This is a genomic window from Vibrio maritimus (genome assembly GCF_021441885.1).
Taxonomy (GTDB): domain Bacteria; phylum Pseudomonadota; class Gammaproteobacteria; order Enterobacterales; family Vibrionaceae; genus Vibrio; species Vibrio maritimus_B.
In genome coordinates this window covers 1,572,844-1,591,655 of the sequence record NZ_CP090438.1, presented here as the reverse complement: position 1 = coordinate 1,591,655, position 18,812 = coordinate 1,572,844, and the positions used below count along the sequence as shown (strand labels likewise).

General features: G+C 41.1%; 32 protein-coding genes. 2 read left to right on the top strand and 30 right to left on the bottom strand.

Annotated elements, in window-relative coordinates; all coding sequences use genetic code 11:
• Positions 1 to 10: 10 nt before the first annotated feature.
• The 3 genes from LY387_RS07355 to LY387_RS07345 all read right to left on the bottom strand — a co-directional run bounded on the left by LY387_RS07355 (position 11) and on the right by LY387_RS07345 (position 1,360).
• Complete coding sequence (locus LY387_RS07355) at positions 11 to 409, bottom strand: GNAT family N-acetyltransferase (RefSeq protein ID WP_234495899.1); 399 nt, start codon at positions 407 to 409, stop codon at positions 11 to 13.
• Between the two features lie 84 nt (positions 410 to 493).
• On the bottom strand, positions 494 to 994 hold the full coding sequence (locus tag LY387_RS07350) for a GNAT family N-acetyltransferase (protein WP_234495898.1): 501 nt from the start codon (positions 992 to 994) through the stop codon (positions 494 to 496).
• A 24-nt stretch (positions 995 to 1,018) separates the two neighbouring features.
• Positions 1,019 to 1,360 carry a zinc ribbon domain-containing protein YjdM gene (locus LY387_RS07345; protein ID WP_234495897.1) on the bottom strand — a complete coding sequence of 114 codons (342 nt, stop codon included), beginning with the start codon at positions 1,358 to 1,360 and terminating at the stop codon, positions 1,019 to 1,021.
• 137 nt (positions 1,361 to 1,497) lie between these two features.
• Here LY387_RS07345 and LY387_RS07340 point away from each other — a divergent pair, with 137 nt between their 5' ends.
• Entirely contained in the window at positions 1,498 to 1,971 is a 474-nt protein-coding gene (locus LY387_RS07340) for a peroxiredoxin (protein ID WP_234495896.1), read from the top strand.
• Between the two features lie 49 nt (positions 1,972 to 2,020).
• Here LY387_RS07340 and LY387_RS07335 read toward each other — a convergent pair whose 3' ends face one another.
• From LY387_RS07335 to LY387_RS07190, 27 genes are all read right to left on the bottom strand, one after another.
• The gene (locus LY387_RS07335; protein ID WP_197058721.1) at positions 2,021 to 2,173 is read right to left on the bottom strand and encodes a hypothetical protein; all 153 of its coding nucleotides are present in this window, start codon (positions 2,171 to 2,173) and stop codon (positions 2,021 to 2,023) included.
• A 117-nt stretch (positions 2,174 to 2,290) separates the two neighbouring features.
• Positions 2,291 to 2,833 (bottom strand): nucleotidyltransferase family protein, encoded by a 543-nt coding sequence (locus tag LY387_RS07330; protein WP_234495895.1) that lies wholly within the window; start codon positions 2,831 to 2,833, stop codon positions 2,291 to 2,293.
• A gap of 15 nt (positions 2,834 to 2,848) precedes the next feature.
• Positions 2,849 to 3,241, bottom strand: a complete 393-nt coding sequence (locus tag LY387_RS07325; protein WP_234495894.1) for a VOC family protein — start codon at positions 3,239 to 3,241, stop codon at positions 2,849 to 2,851.
• A gap of 120 nt (positions 3,242 to 3,361) precedes the next feature.
• Positions 3,362 to 3,775: a GFA family protein gene (locus LY387_RS07320; protein ID WP_234495893.1), complete on the bottom strand. Its 414-nt coding sequence runs from the start codon at positions 3,773 to 3,775 to the stop codon at positions 3,362 to 3,364.
• A gap of 87 nt (positions 3,776 to 3,862) precedes the next feature.
• A complete protein-coding gene (locus LY387_RS07315; RefSeq protein WP_234495892.1) occupies positions 3,863 to 4,324 on the bottom strand; it encodes a GNAT family N-acetyltransferase in 462 nt (153 codons plus the stop codon).
• Positions 4,325 to 4,350: 26 nt separating this feature from the next.
• The gene (locus LY387_RS07310) at positions 4,351 to 4,797 is read right to left on the bottom strand and encodes a GNAT family N-acetyltransferase (RefSeq protein WP_234495891.1); all 447 of its coding nucleotides are present in this window, start codon (positions 4,795 to 4,797) and stop codon (positions 4,351 to 4,353) included.
• A 42-nt stretch (positions 4,798 to 4,839) separates the two neighbouring features.
• The gene (locus LY387_RS07305; protein ID WP_234495890.1) at positions 4,840 to 5,085 is read right to left on the bottom strand and encodes a Rho-binding antiterminator; all 246 of its coding nucleotides are present in this window, start codon (positions 5,083 to 5,085) and stop codon (positions 4,840 to 4,842) included.
• A gap of 75 nt (positions 5,086 to 5,160) precedes the next feature.
• Positions 5,161 to 5,544 (bottom strand): hypothetical protein, encoded by a 384-nt coding sequence (locus LY387_RS07300; protein ID WP_234495889.1) that lies wholly within the window; start codon positions 5,542 to 5,544, stop codon positions 5,161 to 5,163.
• Positions 5,545 to 5,721: 177 nt separating this feature from the next.
• Positions 5,722 to 5,961, bottom strand: coding sequence for a hypothetical protein (locus LY387_RS07295; RefSeq protein WP_234495888.1), 240 nt, complete (start codon positions 5,959 to 5,961; stop codon positions 5,722 to 5,724).
• Between the two features lie 55 nt (positions 5,962 to 6,016).
• Entirely contained in the window at positions 6,017 to 6,460 is a 444-nt protein-coding gene (locus LY387_RS07290) for a DUF3291 domain-containing protein (RefSeq protein ID WP_234495887.1), read from the bottom strand.
• Between the two features lie 57 nt (positions 6,461 to 6,517).
• Entirely contained in the window at positions 6,518 to 7,114 is a 597-nt protein-coding gene (locus tag LY387_RS07285; protein ID WP_234495886.1) for a DJ-1/PfpI family protein, read from the bottom strand.
• An 8-nt stretch (positions 7,115 to 7,122) separates the two neighbouring features.
• Positions 7,123 to 7,572 carry a GNAT family N-acetyltransferase gene (locus tag LY387_RS07280; RefSeq protein ID WP_234495885.1) on the bottom strand — a complete coding sequence of 150 codons (450 nt, stop codon included), beginning with the start codon at positions 7,570 to 7,572 and terminating at the stop codon, positions 7,123 to 7,125.
• Between the two features lie 26 nt (positions 7,573 to 7,598).
• Positions 7,599 to 8,033, bottom strand: coding sequence for a GNAT family N-acetyltransferase (locus tag LY387_RS07275; RefSeq protein ID WP_234495884.1), 435 nt, complete (start codon positions 8,031 to 8,033; stop codon positions 7,599 to 7,601).
• Between the two features lie 251 nt (positions 8,034 to 8,284).
• Positions 8,285 to 8,881 (bottom strand): class I SAM-dependent methyltransferase, encoded by a 597-nt coding sequence (locus tag LY387_RS07270; RefSeq protein WP_234495883.1) that lies wholly within the window; start codon positions 8,879 to 8,881, stop codon positions 8,285 to 8,287.
• Between the two features lie 45 nt (positions 8,882 to 8,926).
• Complete coding sequence (locus LY387_RS07265) at positions 8,927 to 9,283, bottom strand: hypothetical protein (RefSeq protein WP_234495882.1); 357 nt, start codon at positions 9,281 to 9,283, stop codon at positions 8,927 to 8,929.
• 74 nt (positions 9,284 to 9,357) lie between these two features.
• Positions 9,358 to 9,708, bottom strand: a complete 351-nt coding sequence (locus LY387_RS07260) for a hypothetical protein (protein WP_234495881.1) — start codon at positions 9,706 to 9,708, stop codon at positions 9,358 to 9,360.
• Positions 9,709 to 9,839: 131 nt separating this feature from the next.
• Positions 9,840 to 10,373, bottom strand: coding sequence for a DUF6817 domain-containing protein (locus LY387_RS07255; protein WP_234495880.1), 534 nt, complete (start codon positions 10,371 to 10,373; stop codon positions 9,840 to 9,842).
• A 150-nt stretch (positions 10,374 to 10,523) separates the two neighbouring features.
• Positions 10,524 to 10,937: a GNAT family N-acetyltransferase gene (locus tag LY387_RS07245; RefSeq protein WP_234495879.1), complete on the bottom strand. Its 414-nt coding sequence runs from the start codon at positions 10,935 to 10,937 to the stop codon at positions 10,524 to 10,526.
• 135 nt (positions 10,938 to 11,072) lie between these two features.
• Positions 11,073 to 11,702 carry a hypothetical protein gene (locus LY387_RS07240; RefSeq protein WP_234495878.1) on the bottom strand — a complete coding sequence of 210 codons (630 nt, stop codon included), beginning with the start codon at positions 11,700 to 11,702 and terminating at the stop codon, positions 11,073 to 11,075.
• A 114-nt stretch (positions 11,703 to 11,816) separates the two neighbouring features.
• Positions 11,817 to 12,341, bottom strand: a complete 525-nt coding sequence (locus LY387_RS07235; RefSeq protein ID WP_267967704.1) for a carbon-nitrogen hydrolase family protein — start codon at positions 12,339 to 12,341, stop codon at positions 11,817 to 11,819.
• On the bottom strand, positions 12,335 to 12,586 hold the full coding sequence (locus LY387_RS27180; protein ID WP_267967702.1) for a nitrilase-related carbon-nitrogen hydrolase: 252 nt from the start codon (positions 12,584 to 12,586) through the stop codon (positions 12,335 to 12,337). The genes LY387_RS07235 and LY387_RS27180 overlap by 7 nt, the downstream gene beginning before the upstream one ends.
• Before the next feature lie 140 nt (positions 12,587 to 12,726).
• Positions 12,727 to 13,350 carry a hypothetical protein gene (locus LY387_RS07225; protein ID WP_234495877.1) on the bottom strand — a complete coding sequence of 208 codons (624 nt, stop codon included), beginning with the start codon at positions 13,348 to 13,350 and terminating at the stop codon, positions 12,727 to 12,729.
• Positions 13,351 to 13,511: 161 nt separating this feature from the next.
• The gene (locus LY387_RS07220) at positions 13,512 to 13,901 is read right to left on the bottom strand and encodes a DUF4440 domain-containing protein (RefSeq protein WP_234495876.1); all 390 of its coding nucleotides are present in this window, start codon (positions 13,899 to 13,901) and stop codon (positions 13,512 to 13,514) included.
• A 92-nt stretch (positions 13,902 to 13,993) separates the two neighbouring features.
• Positions 13,994 to 14,899 (bottom strand): hypothetical protein, encoded by a 906-nt coding sequence (locus LY387_RS07215; protein ID WP_234495875.1) that lies wholly within the window; start codon positions 14,897 to 14,899, stop codon positions 13,994 to 13,996.
• Between the two features lie 162 nt (positions 14,900 to 15,061).
• Positions 15,062 to 16,192 (bottom strand): DUF3800 domain-containing protein, encoded by a 1,131-nt coding sequence (locus LY387_RS07205; RefSeq protein WP_234495874.1) that lies wholly within the window; start codon positions 16,190 to 16,192, stop codon positions 15,062 to 15,064.
• Between the two features lie 561 nt (positions 16,193 to 16,753).
• On the bottom strand, positions 16,754 to 17,413 hold the full coding sequence (locus LY387_RS07200; RefSeq protein ID WP_234495873.1) for a hypothetical protein: 660 nt from the start codon (positions 17,411 to 17,413) through the stop codon (positions 16,754 to 16,756).
• 142 nt (positions 17,414 to 17,555) lie between these two features.
• Complete coding sequence (locus tag LY387_RS07190; protein ID WP_234495871.1) at positions 17,556 to 18,005, bottom strand: hypothetical protein; 450 nt, start codon at positions 18,003 to 18,005, stop codon at positions 17,556 to 17,558.
• A gap of 234 nt (positions 18,006 to 18,239) precedes the next feature.
• Between LY387_RS07190 and LY387_RS07185 the strand changes: the two genes are divergently transcribed.
• Positions 18,240 to 18,746, top strand: coding sequence for a phage integrase N-terminal SAM-like domain-containing protein (locus tag LY387_RS07185; protein ID WP_234495870.1), 507 nt, complete (start codon positions 18,240 to 18,242; stop codon positions 18,744 to 18,746).
• Positions 18,747 to 18,812 lie beyond the last annotated feature (66 nt).

Here is an 18,812-nt window from a genome sequence, read left to right as displayed (position 1 = left end):
AGTTTAGAACTTAGGGCACAGAACTGGGCATAGCGTCGAGCTTATAACGATAAACGCTGTGCCCTACTTCATTTTCCTCTTCCTTTGCGACTTTTTCCCAACTCAACCTTTCATACATGCCGCCCACGTTGGTATAAGCATACAAAGCAGGCTCACTGATTTTGTACGCTTCTTGTATAGCTGCCAACACTAGCCGCCTTGCCAGCCCCAATCCTCTGTATTTTGACTTTACATACACCGCGTTTAACCATAGTGCCTGTACATTCGGGTCATCGGGTGCTGGATAACGAGTAAAAGCAATACCTGCCACGACCTCATTGTTACGCTCCACAACAATCGCTTCAGGAGTATTCGCCATATTGAGTGACTCATGAGTGAAATCGGACCATTCTTGTTGAAACAAAGCCACCAGCTGTTCTTCATAACGGGAGCTTTTGAGGACAGAGTAAAGAGAGAACAAGTAAGAGTGGCTAGATGCAGGCATAGTTGATTATCACTTAAGGGAAAGTTCAAAATGGGCCAGTTTTAATACATCCTCATTGAGGCGCATCAATTCAGGTCGCTGCTTAGCGCGGGAAAATCCCGATTTTTCAAGAACACGAATCGATGCTGGATTATTAGTAGCGGCTTTTGCGTAGACTAAACGAAGATCGAGCTTTTGCTGTGCGAGTAATAACGAATCATGAACGGCTTGAGTCGCAATTCCGCTATTCACGTAAGCATGCCCGACTCTATACCCCAACTCACATTCAGCTTCTTCAATGTTGGTGAAGTTAACACGTGCGGCAATACGATTTTCATCGATTAGAACGAAAAAAAGGCTAGTTTCACAACACTGCTCTTCGAGCAAAGCGTGTTGAGCGGTGACAAAAGACGCGTTTTGGGAGTAACTCGCGGGTCTAGCAGGAACATACTGTTCGAACCAAGCTTTGTTATCGCGTTCAAACTCGAACAGCATGTCGAAATGACAAGGGGCAAGGCTTTCTAACTTCATACTTCTCCCCTTGCCTGACAAGATTTATACGTTCGCTTTTTTAACGAACTTTGCGGTGATCATCATTTCACCGGCGCCATCGACCTTGCAGTCTAGTTGATGGTCCTTTCCATCAACTATTCTTCTGATCACTGCTTTGGTCCCGATCTTCATAACCATTGAGCTGCCCTTAACTTTAAGGTCTTTTGCCAATGTAATACGATCGCCTTCTTCAAGGCGAGTCCCATTGGCATCCTTGATGTTCGGCGTACTATTTTCTTCCGCCTCAACAGGATTCCATTCATAGGCACACTCTGGGCAGATTAATTGAGACTGGTCTTGATAAACGTATTCAGATTGACAATTTGGGCAAGGAGGGAGTGACATAACTTCATCAATTTTCTATTAATATTGAGGGCTATTTTGCACCAAAGCGTGAAATCTGTCGACCTTAGTGCCAAGCTTCGATCAGATAGTCTATCTTTGAGTAGGTAAGTCAATTAGCTAATTAATAAGGAAGAAACATGATTCAACAAGGGCAAGCTCTACCTAATGTAACCCTTAGCCAACTCACTGCAGACGGCATGGTAAATCACAATGTGGCTGAACTTTTTGCTGATAAAAAAGTAGTGTTATTTGCGGTTCCCGGCGCATTCACACCGACATGCTCAGAGGCTCACCTACCAGGGTTTGTCGTCAATGCTGATACGATCAAGGCAAAAGGTGTAGACCTTATTTGCTGCGTGTCAGTGAACGATGCGTTCGTAATGAAAGCTTGGGGTGAGGTACACAACGCCAGCGAACTGCTCATGTTAGGTGACGGCGATGCGGCGTTTACCAAAGCGATCGGACTGGATATGGACACCGCATCTTTTGGTGGCGTGCGCTCTCAACGCTACGCCATGATTATCGATAATGGCGTGGTTACTCAGCTCAATGTAGAAGCGCCAAGTCAATTTGAGGTCAGTACTGCAGAAGCCATTCTAGCTGCACTATAACCGAGACTCGTGATACCTAGAATCTGGTGTGGTCAAGTTCCAAAAAGGGTCACCACATCAGATTCGTCATTAACACGGCGAACACCACGCCAAAAGAAAAGCTCGGCCAATGCAACCCTCGCCTTTGTGCTTGTACCACCTCTCTCGCCACTTCCTCTTGAAACGTTTTCTTCCATAGCAAAGGTTCATAATTATTCTGCATAGCTTATCCTCCGTTGACTGCTCAGAGTAAGCTTAAAACCTCATGTTAAGTTGAGGTCAACAGAAAATTCATTTCACTTTTAAATGTTTATAGTGGATGGGCATATAGTGACTACTTTTAGCTTGGCTCTACAACAGTCAGTAAAGGCCACTGTCGCAACCACTGCTTTGACTCTACTCGCTTATGGAAAACACTCAATGGTCTTTTCGGATTGGGTGATAGCTTAGCTTGGAACAACGAATCGAAACCAAATGCAGATATACATTCAAACTGTCCAAAAGCGACTTGACGGATCCCCACCGCTGTTTCTTTCTCTGGCCAGTAACTCATAGCGTCTAACGTGCTTGTATAAGGCATATCTCCATTTCGGTAATGCATAATGGCTTGATTTCGAACTTGCCAATGATACTGAGGCATTACCTTGCTCAGCATGTTTTCGTAAACAAGATATGTGGAATCATCGGTTTCATTTGGATCAAAATACACAACATCGATGTCATTCAATGGTGTTGAGACTTTCTTGTTATGCAGATGGTCCCAAACCAGATTTCGAACAAACCCCGCCGCTAAATAACACTGTGGTAGCGCAAGAAGATAGACCTGATGGATAGCTTCTAGCCTGGCGCTATCATTTCCAATTAGTTGTATCAATCGATTCACTGGTTCACACCCAAACTACTTTGATTCGGTGTCATTCAGCTTCCAAGGTGGATTCAATCGATTCTCACCAGCCCAGTACAGTTTGATCAAATTTCCTGAGGGGTCCTGTAGCATTGCTTCTCTCCACAGATACGGCTGCATAGTCGGCTCCTTGATAAACGCTATGCCTTTATCTTTTATATTGCCAACCAAATCGTCTAACTCTTCATGCTCAAAATAAACCACTCCTCGACATTCTAACCCCTGCTTATCTCTATCAAGGTAGATAGAAAACGTCGCATCACCATCTGGAAAGGAGAAACGCGCGTAATGTGAGTCTGCGACAATCTGCTTTAATCCTAACTTACTATAAAACTCTACAGCAGCATCGATATCGTGTACCGCTAAAGTCACTTGATTTAGATTCATCGACATTCCTTTGTATTCTTAAATCTCATTCTTGAATGGCATTGAGCTGACTAAATAAGACGCTCTATTACCTGCGTCGCAAACTATGCTTTTAAGAGAACAAGCTACCTACGCACTGTCCTAATTGGAAACCTTAAACCCTTTATACTCCGGGGCTGAAATACCTTCTTTGAACCACTTAGTCTTCTCTGCACTAAAGATTTGGGCAGTTGGCGATAATGAGGGTGCGCTATCAAGGCTCCCCACTGGCACCACAAGATCGGTACCATTCTGAGATTCATGGGGTAAACCTGAACCACAACGAGAACAGAACGCCTTGGAAAAACTTCCTTCTGGGTGGTCGAAACGTACAACTAAATCGTCTCCCTTTAACCAAGTTAAGTTATGCTTATCCGTAATCGCGTTGGAGGCAAGAGACGACCCCGTCACTTTTCTACATTGCTCGCAGTAGCAAAAATAGAAGTTCTCGAATCTATCTTCTAATTCAAACTCAACAGAGCCACATAAGCATCTACCTTTGATAGTCATAGGCATCGTCTTTCCCTTCTCATTACATTCGATAACTTGTCTCTATTTCGCGCAGAGTAACTGCGTCAACGCCAGTAAGTCTGCACTAAGATATTAAATTTCACGAACCATCTGTGCATAGCCATTTTCGGCAATTTCATACGTTCTAAAACCATATTTCTCATACAACTTGATTGCAGACGTATTTTTTGGGTGAACACCGAGTCTCAGACCCGACGGAACAGATTTGATAAGTTGCTCCATTAACGCAGACGCAATCCCTCGTCCTCGATAGTTCGGATGAACCGCTATCGCGACTTCCGGGTAATCAGAGTAGGCTTTCGTTTGACTGGACTTGTAGCGTGCCTGCACGATGCCCATTGGCGCTGAGTCTGGAGACATTGCAAAGAAACCAATATCACCCTCCCTACCCCAGTTTTCATAATATGCTTTGATATGCGGAAGCTCTAATACCTCTGGACTATGGTCTGCTTCGTCGTCTGGTGTCCATAATGCAGTAAGAAGCAGTTCTTTTTGAAGCTGTGTGTCTCCAGCTTTTATCTCGCTAAATGTCATGTCATCCTCTATGACTGGTGAGGTGTCTAAAATCGAACCAAACGCATTGGCACAAATCGAATACCATTAAACTCAGTCTCTTCGCCTATTCGGATAAAACCATAGTTTTCGTAGAAGCTTGCTGCATTGATTGAAGAGCGCAGATCAATTTCAGACTCTGTTGAAGTCTCTAGAAGACGAGTAAGCAAGGCTTTGCCTATACCTTTACCTTGGCAATGTTTAGATATGAAAAGGTGAGTAAGATAGTTACCGTTACGAAGCGCTCCGTAACCGACAATTTCCTTATCAATGACAACTTTGAGTGTACAGAAAGCTGTCGTATACAACGTGGTCTCAATATCGCTAAGTACTCTTGTAGTAAACTCAGTTTGTCCTTGTATGCTTAACAATGGCAAAACATCACAGCTTGCCACTTGTTTCACTAAAGAAACAATACTATTTAAATCCTTTGTGGTGGTTTTATCGACTATCATAGTCCTCTTAAACCCTTCCCGGCAAGGCGCTACGTGTTAGCGCTACTGAAACGTAACCTCACTAAAATGTGGATTTTTCACACTAACTGTAAGTTTAGAGATGTCCTCTAGAATAACTAACTGCTTAGTTTCGTCGATCTTCATCTCGATACACTCTTGCTTTTGGTCGTTGCGCTTAGTATCCAAGGCAACACCGTTAATTCGCTCTCCAGATTTCATCGTTAATTCTATTGGATAGTGATATAAGCAAACTATTTCAATGTAATCATATTGTTCACAGCTAATCATAGATTTCACCAAACTTGTCATCCGAATTACACATAAATGTACTGAACCATTAATACTCTATGCTTCATCGCCATCTTATGAGCACTTAGTCAACATAAACTGCCAGTCACACTCAGTTACCCAGTCCTCGTAAACCTTTACTCTATGGTAGCCATAACGCGTTAAAGAGGTAACACGGATATACGGTTTACCAAGAATCGACTTTTGACATCTTAATGCCGCAGGAATACTAAACAAATACACATCGGTCGTATCGACAGTAAGGTTACTTTCACTTTTGCGCATAATGGCTATGTATTGAAATACAGCGCCGACGATCACACCACCATAAGTGAACGCACTTTGCTCCAAAGAAAAAACAAACTGCAATGCTAGTAGTACTGCTATTCCCACAATCACTGAAGACTTACAGGCATCTAGTGCGTGGGGATGCTTCACGAACTCAATTTTACGCTTCATAGAACCTCCTGTTTTATTGTTCTACAGAAGGCTAAAATTGAAATCTGTCACTCAATCACGATGCGAGTCTGTTCACATTGTCTAATGCACGGAATGAATAGCAATACACACTCCAGACTCATAAGGGCACATATAAAGATATGAGCACTAACAGCCTGCCCTAGTCTATTAACCTGACTAGCCACCATTAAAACAGGCAATGGCTAACAGAATCAGCACGATACTTATGAGACCAATATAACTGACTTTGGAGCGCTCTGAGTTCGAAGGTTTATCAGAAGGAAAACGTCCAAATGTAGAAATCTTAGAGACCATCCAACCTATACTGTAGCCAATACGCTCAACAATGATTGACTGAACGATGGACCTCAAAGCAGAACCCAGAACTCTAAAAATTGATGATATCGCCTCTTCCATTAGCTTTTAATCCAAGTTGTATTGCATATGCGAATTCGTACCATAGAAAGCTCACTTATACATCATCAGGTGTGTAGTTACTTTTAAAAGTAAAAGCATAAGGGCTATCACCATTCTTACGCAGATGCTCTAATCGCTCTAGAGCCTCTTCAGTGGTAGGAATATGGTTATCACTGACCCACCAAAGAACGTAACTGTCTTCATCAAGACGATAGAACCATTCGCTCTTGCGTCGCATAAAGTCTCTATGATGCGTTCTAAACATAAAGTTTTTCAACGTATCGACGGACTCCCAAACGGACATGTTGACAATCATATTTGGGTCATCGAATAGCTGGATACTGGTCGCATCGCCACTTTCATCTTTTAAGCGCCAAATAAAGCCTTCACTTTCTTCCGCTATGCCATTGACCAAATCTAAATTATCAACAAAATCTCTGATTTCCGGCGCGTCCAATGGGTATTTGGACAATGCTATGTTTAATTGTGCTAACTTCATCGATTCCCTTCCGTTGGTAAAACTCTGAATGCATATAGTGCTGTGCTAGACGGTGTTCTAAATGTAAGCTGATATCACAGACATACAATGATCGAGTGACGCTTCTTTTTCACCTACCGGTGCAACATAGTGCATGGCTGCCATTGCATCTTCTTTGCTGGCCAACTTACAGATAATCCACGCAGCTAAGTACGTTGACGATAAACAACCACCCGATGTCGCGATATTCCCGCTGGCATACAATGGTTGGTCAAGAACGTCGATCCCTAACTCCTGCACCCAAGGTTTCGTCGTTAAGTCGGTGCAAGCGGGAACATCGTTTAGCAGACCTAACGCAGATAAGAGTAGAGTTCCTGAACACTGCGCCCCTATCACCTGCTTTGACGAATCTAAGGAAAATCGCGATAAAATAGCTTCATCCCGAGCTATTTGTCTTGTTAGCATTCCACTACCAAAAAGTACTGCGTCAGCTTTGTTAGCAAACTCTAATGGTTGCTGAGCAACAATCTCAAGACCATTCATTGACGTCACCGACTTTGTCGGGCAGGTTATCTGAACATTCCAGCCTTGGTCTTTCATGCGATTTAAAATTGCCGATGCAATAAAAGAATCTAATTCATTAAATCCATCAAATGTTACAACCGCTATATCCATATTGTCTCCTAGTTACATAAGGCCTTGCCTAAACAGATCGATCTATCTGTATGCACATACTTTCCATATGCCTCGATCTCACTGTAACCATGTCGTTTGTAGAAGTTGATTGCTAGCTTATTTACTCTCCGTGTCGATAGCACCGCACGCTCATAACCTTTTTGGAGAGCATAGGATTCAAGCTGTGAAATCAGATAACTACCTGCGCCTTTTTCTTTGGAAAACATACGCTTTAGTTCACATGAGCCATTTTGATGTTTCCTGAATAGCCCACAAGCTACCGCTATATCTTGGTCATAAATCACTATACATCCATCCGTACTTGGACAGAACTCGTCACGAACAAATGAACTTTCACCAGTGTCGGTCGTGATCGCTTTTAGAGTGGCATTTAGCTCTTGCACCAGCGCTGAAAACTCTTTACATCCGGGGTCGGTAATTTTGTACTTTAGGTGCATTGGACTCTCCAACCCTGTACTGCCGTTTACGTGAGTGCTAATTGATAGCGCATTTCGATGAGTTGATGCTCTCCAACTATCTCTACTTCTTGGATAAACTCAAATCCAAATATTTCATAGTAATCACGCAAATAGCTGTGGGCATGAATTTCTATAGAGCTCACTCCTTGCTCTTTGGCATACTCAATTAACTTGTTAACAACAATGGAGGCAATGCCACGACCTCGATAAGCTTCAAGGACAGCGACTCTAGCCATAACTGAAGAGCCATCAGCATTGATAACTAGACGAGCTGTCGCCACAGCTTGATTCGTTTCTGTAACAAGAACATGTTCCGCAACACAATCTAAGCCATCAAAGTCCAATTCATTCGGAATGTTTTGCTCCACCGTGAATACCTGATAACGAATAGCCTGAGCTTTTTCGATGAGTTCAATAGACTTTCCCGTTGTAATTTCCATTCCCATTTCCTTGCAAGCACATAGCACACTGCCGATAGGCAAAAACTATTCTCTCTACCTAGCGTCAACTTCAAACCACTACAAGTTCACTTGTACCCTAAACACTGAGCCTATTTTGAATGAAAATAGTCGAGCAAGAGAAGCATCTTTGTAACGTCTTGTTAGCTTACTTTGTCAAGAAGCCTATGAGAACCATAAAGCTATTGTCTAATGCATGAGTAGAGAACTAGCCACCAAACTTGAACTGCTTACTATGTCCGCTTCACCGCGACCACGGAAAATGTATGCCAATGCTTCATTCTCCCCAATGAAGTTTTCGCTTCCTCATCACGTTCAAAGAACCTGACAATTTCAAAATCTGAAAACAAAGCCTTTACCTCTGACTCAGATAAAGGTGTTATCGGGCTGAGATAGTTGTTAGCCCAACTGTCTTTGAAACCCATGAAGTCGCCAGCAAACACTCCGCCGATTTCGATTGAAGATTTAATCTTGTTCCATGTCGCTTCAAATTGTTTTGGGTCTGCAAAGAACAAACTTGAGTTTGCGATTACTACTCCAGATTTTGGGTAGTCGAATGTCTCAAACGAAGACTCAGTAATATCCACTAATGACTTTGACCCAAACCTGTCTCTACAAATAGCGACCGAGTCAGGGTTGATATCGAAGCCATGAACGTTAAAGCCTTGCTGCTCTAGATACTCGATATCACTACCTGTTCCACAACCGCAGTCAGTGGCTACTTTGAGCTTTGATTCATTGAGTTGGACGGCAAACGCAGTACGTTTTGAATGCGGACGAGAAAGTGCTTTTGCGTAGTACTGGCGCCAAATTTCAGAATTATCATCCATAAGCTTCTGATTTTCTCTAAAAGTAAACAACACACTGTTATGACCCTAGCGCAAGTAAACGCCAGACTGTCTCAGTTGCTGTTTTAAATCCAACAGTTTGAACTGAGTGAAAATTAACTGCGTGAAAGCAATTGTACCCGTAAAGATTGATAGCACAGAGATTACCCAGTTCCACTCAAGACCAACAAAAATATGCGGAACGGCAAAAGCGAAAGCAAAAGAAAAGGCTGTGTTGATAGTTTGAATAAGTTCGTTAGCAGATACCATATAGCTGCTACTTGAACTGTCGTAAGAGATTTTCACCTTTGAACCAGCGCGACGAAACTTGCAGTAAACTACGTCTTTGTGATCATCAAATGGAATATCGTTAAGTACCAGTATATCCCTTACCTGATCTAGCATTTATATCTCCATGATGTATTGGTTCATAACGCCAAACGTTGAGAATCTACTTAGGTTAATTATTCTACTCGTATTCAAAGAAATTGAAGGACTAAACAAGCAATAAACGCTGGCAGCCCTGCTATAAAGAAGACTAAACCTGTTTGATAGTTCATTCGATAGTGCTTGCGATCATCTTTTTCGAAATCATGCCCTTCTACCATTTTGTAGACCTTGTCTGTTCTGGGGTCATCTAACCGAGTCGTCTTACTATGGATACCACCTTCCCACATAAGCTTCGCCAAACCCCATATAACAATGACAACAAAGAAAAGAAAGTCGACCAACTGAGTTGTAGCAAAGAATGGAACAAACTGGGCTAGAACTATAACCACAAGAGCCGCTGAGAGATTAATAAGAACCACTTTCTTAAGCAAATCGAACAATTTTACCTCCTAGTGCATAACGTCTTGTTAAAAAGCCGCTAACGACCACGGAACTCAAGCGAAGCCAGCTTAATCAACAAACTCTACCTACTCTCAAGTGCAGAGTGTTAGCTGTCAGCCTTAGCAATTTATTATGCGAAATTCGACAATGCTGATTTGTACGCCTTCCTAGCCTCGGTACTTAAATAGCTGTCCATACCTTGGAACAGCTCAAATAGCTCTGCACCATATTTGAGCTTGAACTCTTCACTGCCATAAACAAGCTCTAGCTCATTGGCGACAGTTAATTCGCAAAACAACTTCACAGTTACACCGTCGAGTTTGAATGTTGAGCCAGTAAATCTGTCTTTAAATTGGATTTCTAGCACTTTGCCAAATTGAGGGAACACATAGTCTCTGTCACATGAGCAATACAAGTAAACCAATGCTTCTTCATCAGTGCCAATAATTCTTGCTATCTCTTGACGCTGGCTCAGCGACACCATACTTTCATCGAACCCCGCGGTTCCATAAGCAGCATGGAAAAGACCAGCGATTTGAAGTAACTCGCTACTACCCCAATCAATTAAAACTTGTTCAGTGCCTTTTAGGTGCGCCTCCAATGAACCGTTTAGGTGCTGAAAGTCTCCTGCACCCATTTTCTGAAGCATTGAAAATTTATCCATAAATCTCAATTTCCTTTAGGTCGCAGAACGCTCTGTTGAGGTGTGGGCAACGCAATACTGAAGTCGCCGCACACTACCTTGAACACGAGCCCCAACGCATAGTAAAAGTGCTAAGCGTAGCAAATCACTCTTGAACGGTTTATTAGCCGCTCAACTCAACTTCTTTGTGAAAAAGTGCCGTGCATGCTCAACAGGGTAATTTTCTAGCGTCATGTGACATACATAGCCCCGCTTTTCATAAAATGATTTAGCTTGAAAGCTAAATGTATCAACCATCGACGAATGACAACCTTGCTCCTTGGCGTGCACTTCCAGCTTATTTAATAGCTTGCTACCTACACCCACACTTCGAAGCGATTTATCAACCCATAAATATTTAATGAGGAGCCAATCACCAAGAATTTCTGCCGTGATACCACCAACTTTCTTTCCATCCTGTTTTACAAAGAAGGCTACGCTATGATGACTTACTTCACCCAAATAAGGAGTGTTGTGCTCAACCAATCCATTTCTAATATCATTAATGCTCTCATCTGAAGGAGCTAAATCTAACTCGAAATCCATGCTTTCCTCTTTGCGACTAACGCTTTGTTAAGTTGCAGCTAACGAACGCAACACTCAAGCTAAGCCCCTTAATCACCGAACTCAACCAAACCAAAAGTGCCGAGCGTTAGCTGTCGACTTGAGCAATTTTGTGAGTTAATTTTTCAACTTGGTTTTTAAGAAGTTAGACATATAGTAGAGCTTTTCACTACTTAATCCCCAGCCTAAACTTAGCCTCTTATTGCCTTCCAATGATACAAGTGTGTGTTGTCTTGATTCGCTCTCTTTTACTCTATCTATATTTTCCCAGTCAAACCTTCTATACCAGCCAGCAGAACCTATTCCAATAAAAATAAGAGCCTTTCCATTTTCATTAGAAACATATGTTCTACCAAAAAGGCTCATTAGCGTAATACTTATTAAAACGATGCTACCGATAAGGAAAGGTAGCCCCCAGAGAGATAAACTCGGGTCAAATTCTCCATTTTCCAATTGAGTACCATAAATACCAGACAGCGAACCTCCAGCCCAAACAAGCGTAAAAGGAACTAGAAAAAGAGCCATTAAACTTCGATTTGAAGCTTCAATAGACCATTTGTAGCCATTGTCTGAAACTCGAACTCCTTTAATAGATTGAGTGGCATCAAAGTTACTACTCGGTATAGATTCTAATAATGAAGACAGAGATGTAAGACTCTCGCAACTTACACAGTATGCTATATCTCTTGAAATATTTATATTTTCAGAATTTATTTTTGCTTTACAGCTTGAACAATTTACTTCCATTTACGAATAGAACTCCTAAATAACTTAATGCCTTGCTAAGATGCGGGTAAAACCACGAAACCCAAGCAAAGCCAATGTAATAACTAAACCCAATAGAACCAAAAATGCCAAAAGTTAGCCGTCACTCTTAAGCAATTTGTTATGTTTGGAAGCGCCCACCGTACTACCCATGATAGTACAAAATACAAAGCACTCCTCTACGGACTCTGAACTCGTAACCAATTTGCCTTCACTATCCCATATAGAGTTATTGCCACAAACTAACCAACCACCCGTTGGTGAAATGTGATTACTTAGCAGAACAGGCATACCATTACTAGCAGCAATATCGGCGAGCAACCTAGCATCTGTAGAATAGCCTGCGTTCGAAATCAATGCACTCGCTAGATAAACGTCAGCACCCGACTGTTTAGCTCTTGTAACATGTTCAGGGCAAGAGAAATCAGCACAAATTGCCAACGCAATTTTATACCCTTTGATGGTGAGAAAATAATCTTCAGAGCCCGATGAGCAATACTCATGTTCACCGTCATGTAGATACTGTTTTTCGTAAAATTCGACGTGTCCATCAGGATGGCAAATCACAGCGCCAATAGATGGTTTTAGGGTGTGACCAGAATCAAGCGGACAACCTACGATAACCGAAATGTTATGTTTAATCGCAGCTTGAGATAGTTGTGAGAAATTCGAAGGTTTTTTCCTTGAGCTAACTTTGCTAGAGATTTTAACTCGTAGCCCGTCAATGACAATTCGGGAAACACTACCAAATCTGCACCAAGCGATGCAGACGCTTCTATAGCGACAAGGTGTTGATGGATATTTGCAGCAATATCCTCTTTGAATACTGGAGCTTGAGGCAAACTGATACTAATTGAAGATACCAAGTGTTCTCCTTAAAACATAACGCCTTGCTAAGGGGTGAGCAACGCAATACCGAAGCCGCCGCAAACCACCTTAATCACTAAATTCAACGCATAGTAAAAATGCCACGCGTTGCGAATCCCTCTTGAGCAGTTTGTTATGTCTAAAAATGCACCAGAGGTCTACTAATCACTCCTAAAGCGGGGGCGATTGGAATTATTAAAATAGAGACTATGACAAAAGACACGACCGTTTGAGTACGAGTAGCGTCAAGTACCTTACACATTAAACGCCAACCAAAACATAATAGAAAAAAGCCAACTATCAAAGATAACCATATACCAGACTGTACATCACACACTCCATTGAGTACCGCATAGATAACAATCGAACATAATGTGGCTGCAGCTATAGTCACTTGACCATACAGATACGCCGTCGACATCAAGACTTTTCTCCATGTTGCTTTTACACGAGAAATCTTTAAGGCAAGTAACGCAGCCAGCGAATAGAAAACAAGCATTATGAATTGGCTTAGTACGAACCCAAAGCCAAGCTTATATGGATCTAGTTCTATTTTTCCAGATAGAAGGCCGAACAGCAATATAGAGTATGCTAGCGTGCTCATTACGAGGAAAAACAAGAGACTAAAACTAATTTGTTGTCCCTCTCTCAACTTTTCGCTCAAAGTTGAAACTGGGGAAATCCACAGATTAAAAGTCGTTTCAATAACACCTTTAACTTTCGGTAATACTAGGTCTAGTAACTTTTGGAACAGTTCACCCATAAAGCCTCCATGAAATTAGCAACCATTCTTGTAGATTATGTACGCAAGATTCAGAACTTAGACATAACGCCTTACTAAGTGGCGCATACGACTTACTTTACCAAGTTCCCGTAACTTCAAACCAAAACCGCCGAACGTTACGCGTCCACTTGAGTAACTTGTTAGGTGCCCTTGCGCGATACCTTTATTTCAAATATGTCACATGGTGTACCTTGATGATATTTAAGCTGCCAAAGCTCTCCGACAAGAACCCAAATGGAGCTGCGCTTTGTAAAGTTGCTGACTTGACCACTATCATCGATTAACGCGGTTTCATAGGTCAACAGTTGAACCGTTGGTTCTAATGCGACACATTCATAGTTCTGGGAGTGTACCTGCACGTTTGATGGTTTCTCCGCTTCCATCATTCGAACAATTGATTTGAAGTCGTAGCTATTACCTGATCTACCAACTTCTCTAAAGTCAGGATGGATAAGTCGCTCAATTTCTACTATATTTTGTCTGACTTCGAATTGGTGCAACGCAATTTCTTGTTCGATGATTACTTCCATTTATTCTCCGAAATCAATAAGGCATCTAACGCCGCGTTAAGTAGTGAGCAACGCTATCACGAAACTTAATCTTGCCACCGTAAACACTAAACTCAATCTTGAACTGAAAATGCCAAGCGTTGAGAATCGGCCTTAAACGCTTTGTTATGTAGTATTTCACTATTTTTTACCGAAAACGACCGTTTGTACAATGAACCATGCGTCATCTTATAAAGTATCTCCTCAAACCGCTTACCAAATGAAATATCAATACCTATAATTTTAGAAAAACAGTCATCATTTTCATATTGATACTGCACAGAAAGAACAGGATAACAATCATTTAGTATTGACTTTAAATCCTCGAATTTTATTGTAGGTACAAAATCTTTACTCGTAATAGTTTTCCATACTTCTTGATAACCCAATCTTTTGTCGCTCTCAATACTTCTAATTAAACTTTCAACTTCTTCGCTTAAAATAGAAGATATATAATCTGATATTTCTGGAGACAATCCATACAATCCAGTGGTGTCGGTTAAGCTAGATATTTTATATGCATACCCATTATTTAATATAGCCTCAAACTGAACATCAGAATCTCCCCAGTCATAAATAGACTTTGGCTTTTCAGACAAATCCCAAATTAATTGCTTGGTCTCATAAGACAAATAAGGATACATATGTTTAAATGAGTTAACTCTTTCTTTTAATGCTTCTTCACTTCTTTTTCTTGATTGCTTTTCTTCATATGTCGAGGTGTATCTTTTTATAGTAACATTATATATATGACGATATATTGAATAGACAGCATCACCCATTAGTGAACCAAGACCAAGTGACAAAAATAAGACCATTAAGCTCTTATGTTCTTCTGGAATCTTAGAGCCTTCAACTACCAACGATAAATTATTCCACGATAAAATTAGTACGGCAGCGATTGAAATAAACTTAATGGAAGTTTTGGGCGATACAAGTGACGATACTATCTTTAAGAATGTTGTTGTTGATTCAGTCATAATCTACTCTATCAGTATATGTTGTACGCTTTACTACATAACGCCGTGTTAAGGTGATGAGCAACGCTATACCGAATCTCCCGCATACCACCTTAAACACTAAACGCAACGCATAGCAAAAATGCCAAGCGTTGCGAATCACTCTTAAACAGATTGTTATATTTACTTTTTCATCTTAGCTGACTGATTAGCTAGAATTTTTTTATTCAGTCTTTTTCCAGCTTCTAATTGTTCAGGCGACAGTTCTTGTTGCATAAGCTGAAATTGTCGAGCTTTGATTATAGCTAAGGACATTCCTCGTGATATACGGAAGTCTTCAGCTTTTTCAAGAATTTGACTCTTCGTTAGCAACAAGTTTTGGTCTTTAATATCCCTTTGAATCAGCCACAAGAATAAATCTACAACTTGCAAACCTGAAGAGTTTTTAGATGACTCTAACTTGAACTCACCTAGACCATATTCAACTCTTTCAAATTGCGGGACACCTCCAAACTTATCTTCCTCATAGTCTACACCGAAGAATATTTTGTGGTACTCACGCATTGTTCCTTTAAATTCATCACTTTGGTCGTGAACCAAAGCAGAGACACTTAAACCTCTTGGTTTGCAAAAACGGTGAATAGCAGTAAGAAGGCTTGAAAAAGCAACAATGTTTGGCGTTTCTTTTTTGTATGCGCTTTTTCCTTTGGCTGCTGTTAATGTGAATATTTCCGGATTATCAATCGCATAAGTCAAACCATCCGTGACCACTTCACAAGCTCGAGCATCGAAGATAAACGGAGCTCGCTCCAAAAGAACCTTAGATATTTCGATTAAACCATCGATATCATCAGCTAAGTAACAACTCCAAAACTTTTTATTAAGCTCACCTTCTTCCATCATGTCGTCGATCAATACGCACAGCGTATGCCTAAACAGATCTGTTAAATACCACAACGGATGTACAGCTGGATTGTCGTATGAGTCAAAAATAGTATCTACGAACTTTGTCGGAGCAATGTAGCGTTTTTCTATTAAGGTATAATGGAGCTGCCAATCTATTTCTTTTAATGCATCAAGCAATTCTATACATAGAGCATTAACCTTTTGCTCACCAAGCTCAAAACCATGTAATCGTTCTAAACCGTTCTCATCGCAATACTTTGCGACTATTGGAGATACTATAGGTTCAATATCACCAACAGAGATCACAGACCCTTGATAGTAAAGGGGTGATCCTTCGTTGAAAATGTCTTTACCTGAGTGACCAGATTCATCGGCATATACGAATACGCCATCTTTCTCTTTGACCATATTTCACCTGACCTTGATTGTAAATATAACGCTTTGCTAAACAGCGCGTACGACTAACCTTACCAAACACTCTAAACTTCAAACCAAAAGCGACACACGTATAGCGTCCGTTTGAGTAATTTGTTAGTTGCCTACGCCCCTATTCCCTTACTTACGCCAAGATACTCATTGCTTACCGCAATCTAAATTACTATCACCATGCCGTGCTTGATAGCTGACAGAACTGACATATTTCGATTAATGCGAGTTGGCGCAAAAAAGAAACCACCGAAGTCACTGAAAAACAGGTTAAGGAAGATGTCACTTCTGTTGCTCACGGACGGACACAAAAAGCAGTGCCGCGAAACCTCGATTGCCAAAGCGAATTACGCTTTCACGCTGCCACCGGAAAGAAAGTTAAGCAGTGGGGCTTATCGCTGCGTAGCTAACGAGATAGTGATGTGACCAGTAAATTTCTAAGTGCAACTAACGCCAACATAAGTTGCGCCATGATTAACTCACCAAGCGCACCGCACTTCAAACCAAAAACGCCGAGCAAAACGCGTCAACTTGATGTTTTTGTTATGTGTTTAACTCTTTCGCTAACTCCCGAGACTTAAGCAAAACGTTTGCAATAGGCTTGACTAGAGCTGCAATTAACTCTGGCTGCTTTTCCATATACTCTTTCGTTGGCATTGGATTCTGAACCCCTTTAGATGCTAGTTCTGCTTTAATAAATAACCCCTCAGCTATCCAAGATGTAAAATCATGAACAGCTTTAGACACCTCATGATGCTCACTAGCCAACTCAGGCAGATACAAAGCTTGAATCATATTAGCTTTATCATAACATTGCGGGTCATAATTAGCTTCCGCACCAAATAACTTGTGTAGCAGTTCGCTATTTAATGCATTATTCAGTGCAGACATGAGAAGAAAATACTCTTCCAGTTTAGTCCTTCGAACTTGTAGTATTTCTTTTCGATTCCATGACTTATATTCCAAGTCATTCTTTATCGTTTCAGTTACGTTGGCTGTTAACTCAGTCTGTAATTTAATGGTATCCAAGCTAGATTTAATTGCTGAAAATTTAGCCTTCTCTGAGTACAATGCTTTAAAGAAAGCTAAGAGAGAGCCTAGTATCAGCACTAGCAATATGACAACTACATAATATTCTAAATCAGACCACGCTGGCTTATTTAACAAGGTTGCAGCCATTTCATTAACAGAATTTTCTTTCATTTATTCCTCGTAGCACATAACGCCCTGTTAAGGTGTGAGCAACGCAATACCGAAGCTCCCGCATAACACCTTAATCACTAAGCGCAACGCATAGTAAAAATGCCACGCGTTGCGAATCACTCTTAAACAGTTTGTTATGTGTTTATTTCCAGCGCATTGGATCGCTTGTAAATGTCTCGTTTTCAAGTCGTTCTAAATATGAAAATGAAGCTTTGCCTTTGACTTCAGTCCAAATCAAATTGAAGCCGTGCTTGCTTAAATTCTCTTGTATTCCATCGCGCCAATCTATCCAGCGTTCTTCACTAACTCTGCCTTTAGCGCGTAGGTATATTTGCTGATTGCAAAGATCCAAATAGTTAAAAATCACTTCCCTTGTGTCATTGCTCAAATCTGTACATTTATCAATTAAGACATCAACGGGGATTTCTTTTGCCAAGTCTCTATATTGTTGATCAATACTATCTTCAAAAGCTGTTTCTGCTATTCGACGCGAGAGTCGAGTCTGGAATGCACTGACCCCAAGACTGATCGCTGCAATTACTGCAGCAGTAGTCGTCGCAACATCTGAAATATCATTTAGCGATACACTCATTCTATCTCCTAACACATAACGCTTTATAGACGGACTTTTTCCGTACTTCCTTCCACGCTACCGCCTTCTAAATCTATAGAATCCAACCATGTTAGATGATTACATGATGAAAATCATACATTTAGTAACGTTTAAATTTGTTGCATATCACAAAAAGCGGATTTATTCCGTATAAGTTGGAGTTCTGTCGTTAGGCTTTAGACACTGTACATAAAAACAGCATTAAGGTTAGGTATGAAATCGCCATTTTTGAGCTACATTCGTGAGTTTATGCAGACTAGGCATTACGCTAAGAAAACTATTGAGGCGTACCTATCTTGGATACTTCAATACATTGTTTATCACAATAAGCGCCATCCCAGTGAGATGGGTACTAGAGAAGTAGAAGAGTTTCTCTCACATTTAGTGACTGATCGAAACCTGGCTATGCGCTCTCAAAACCAAGCGCTTAATGCGCTGGTGTTTCCGTACAAGCACGTGATACACAAACCTATCGATGTAAACATGCGCTTTAAGAAGTCAAACAAGAACAAAAAGTTGCCAACAGTACTCACCGTCAAGGAGGTAACAAATTTGCTTTCCAATATGCTGCCGCATTTCCTGTTACCTGCTCAGCTGATGTATGGGTCTGGCTTACGGTTGATGGAATGCTTACGGCTTCGTTATCACGATATCGACTTTGATTATGGTGCTCTAAGAATTTGGAGAGCGAAAGGCAATAAGAACTGGGGGATGGTGTAGGAAGAGAGTTGCTGTCCTCATTAATCGAGGTGCAAGTGGCGTAAAAAGCCCGTTGTCGAACATTCT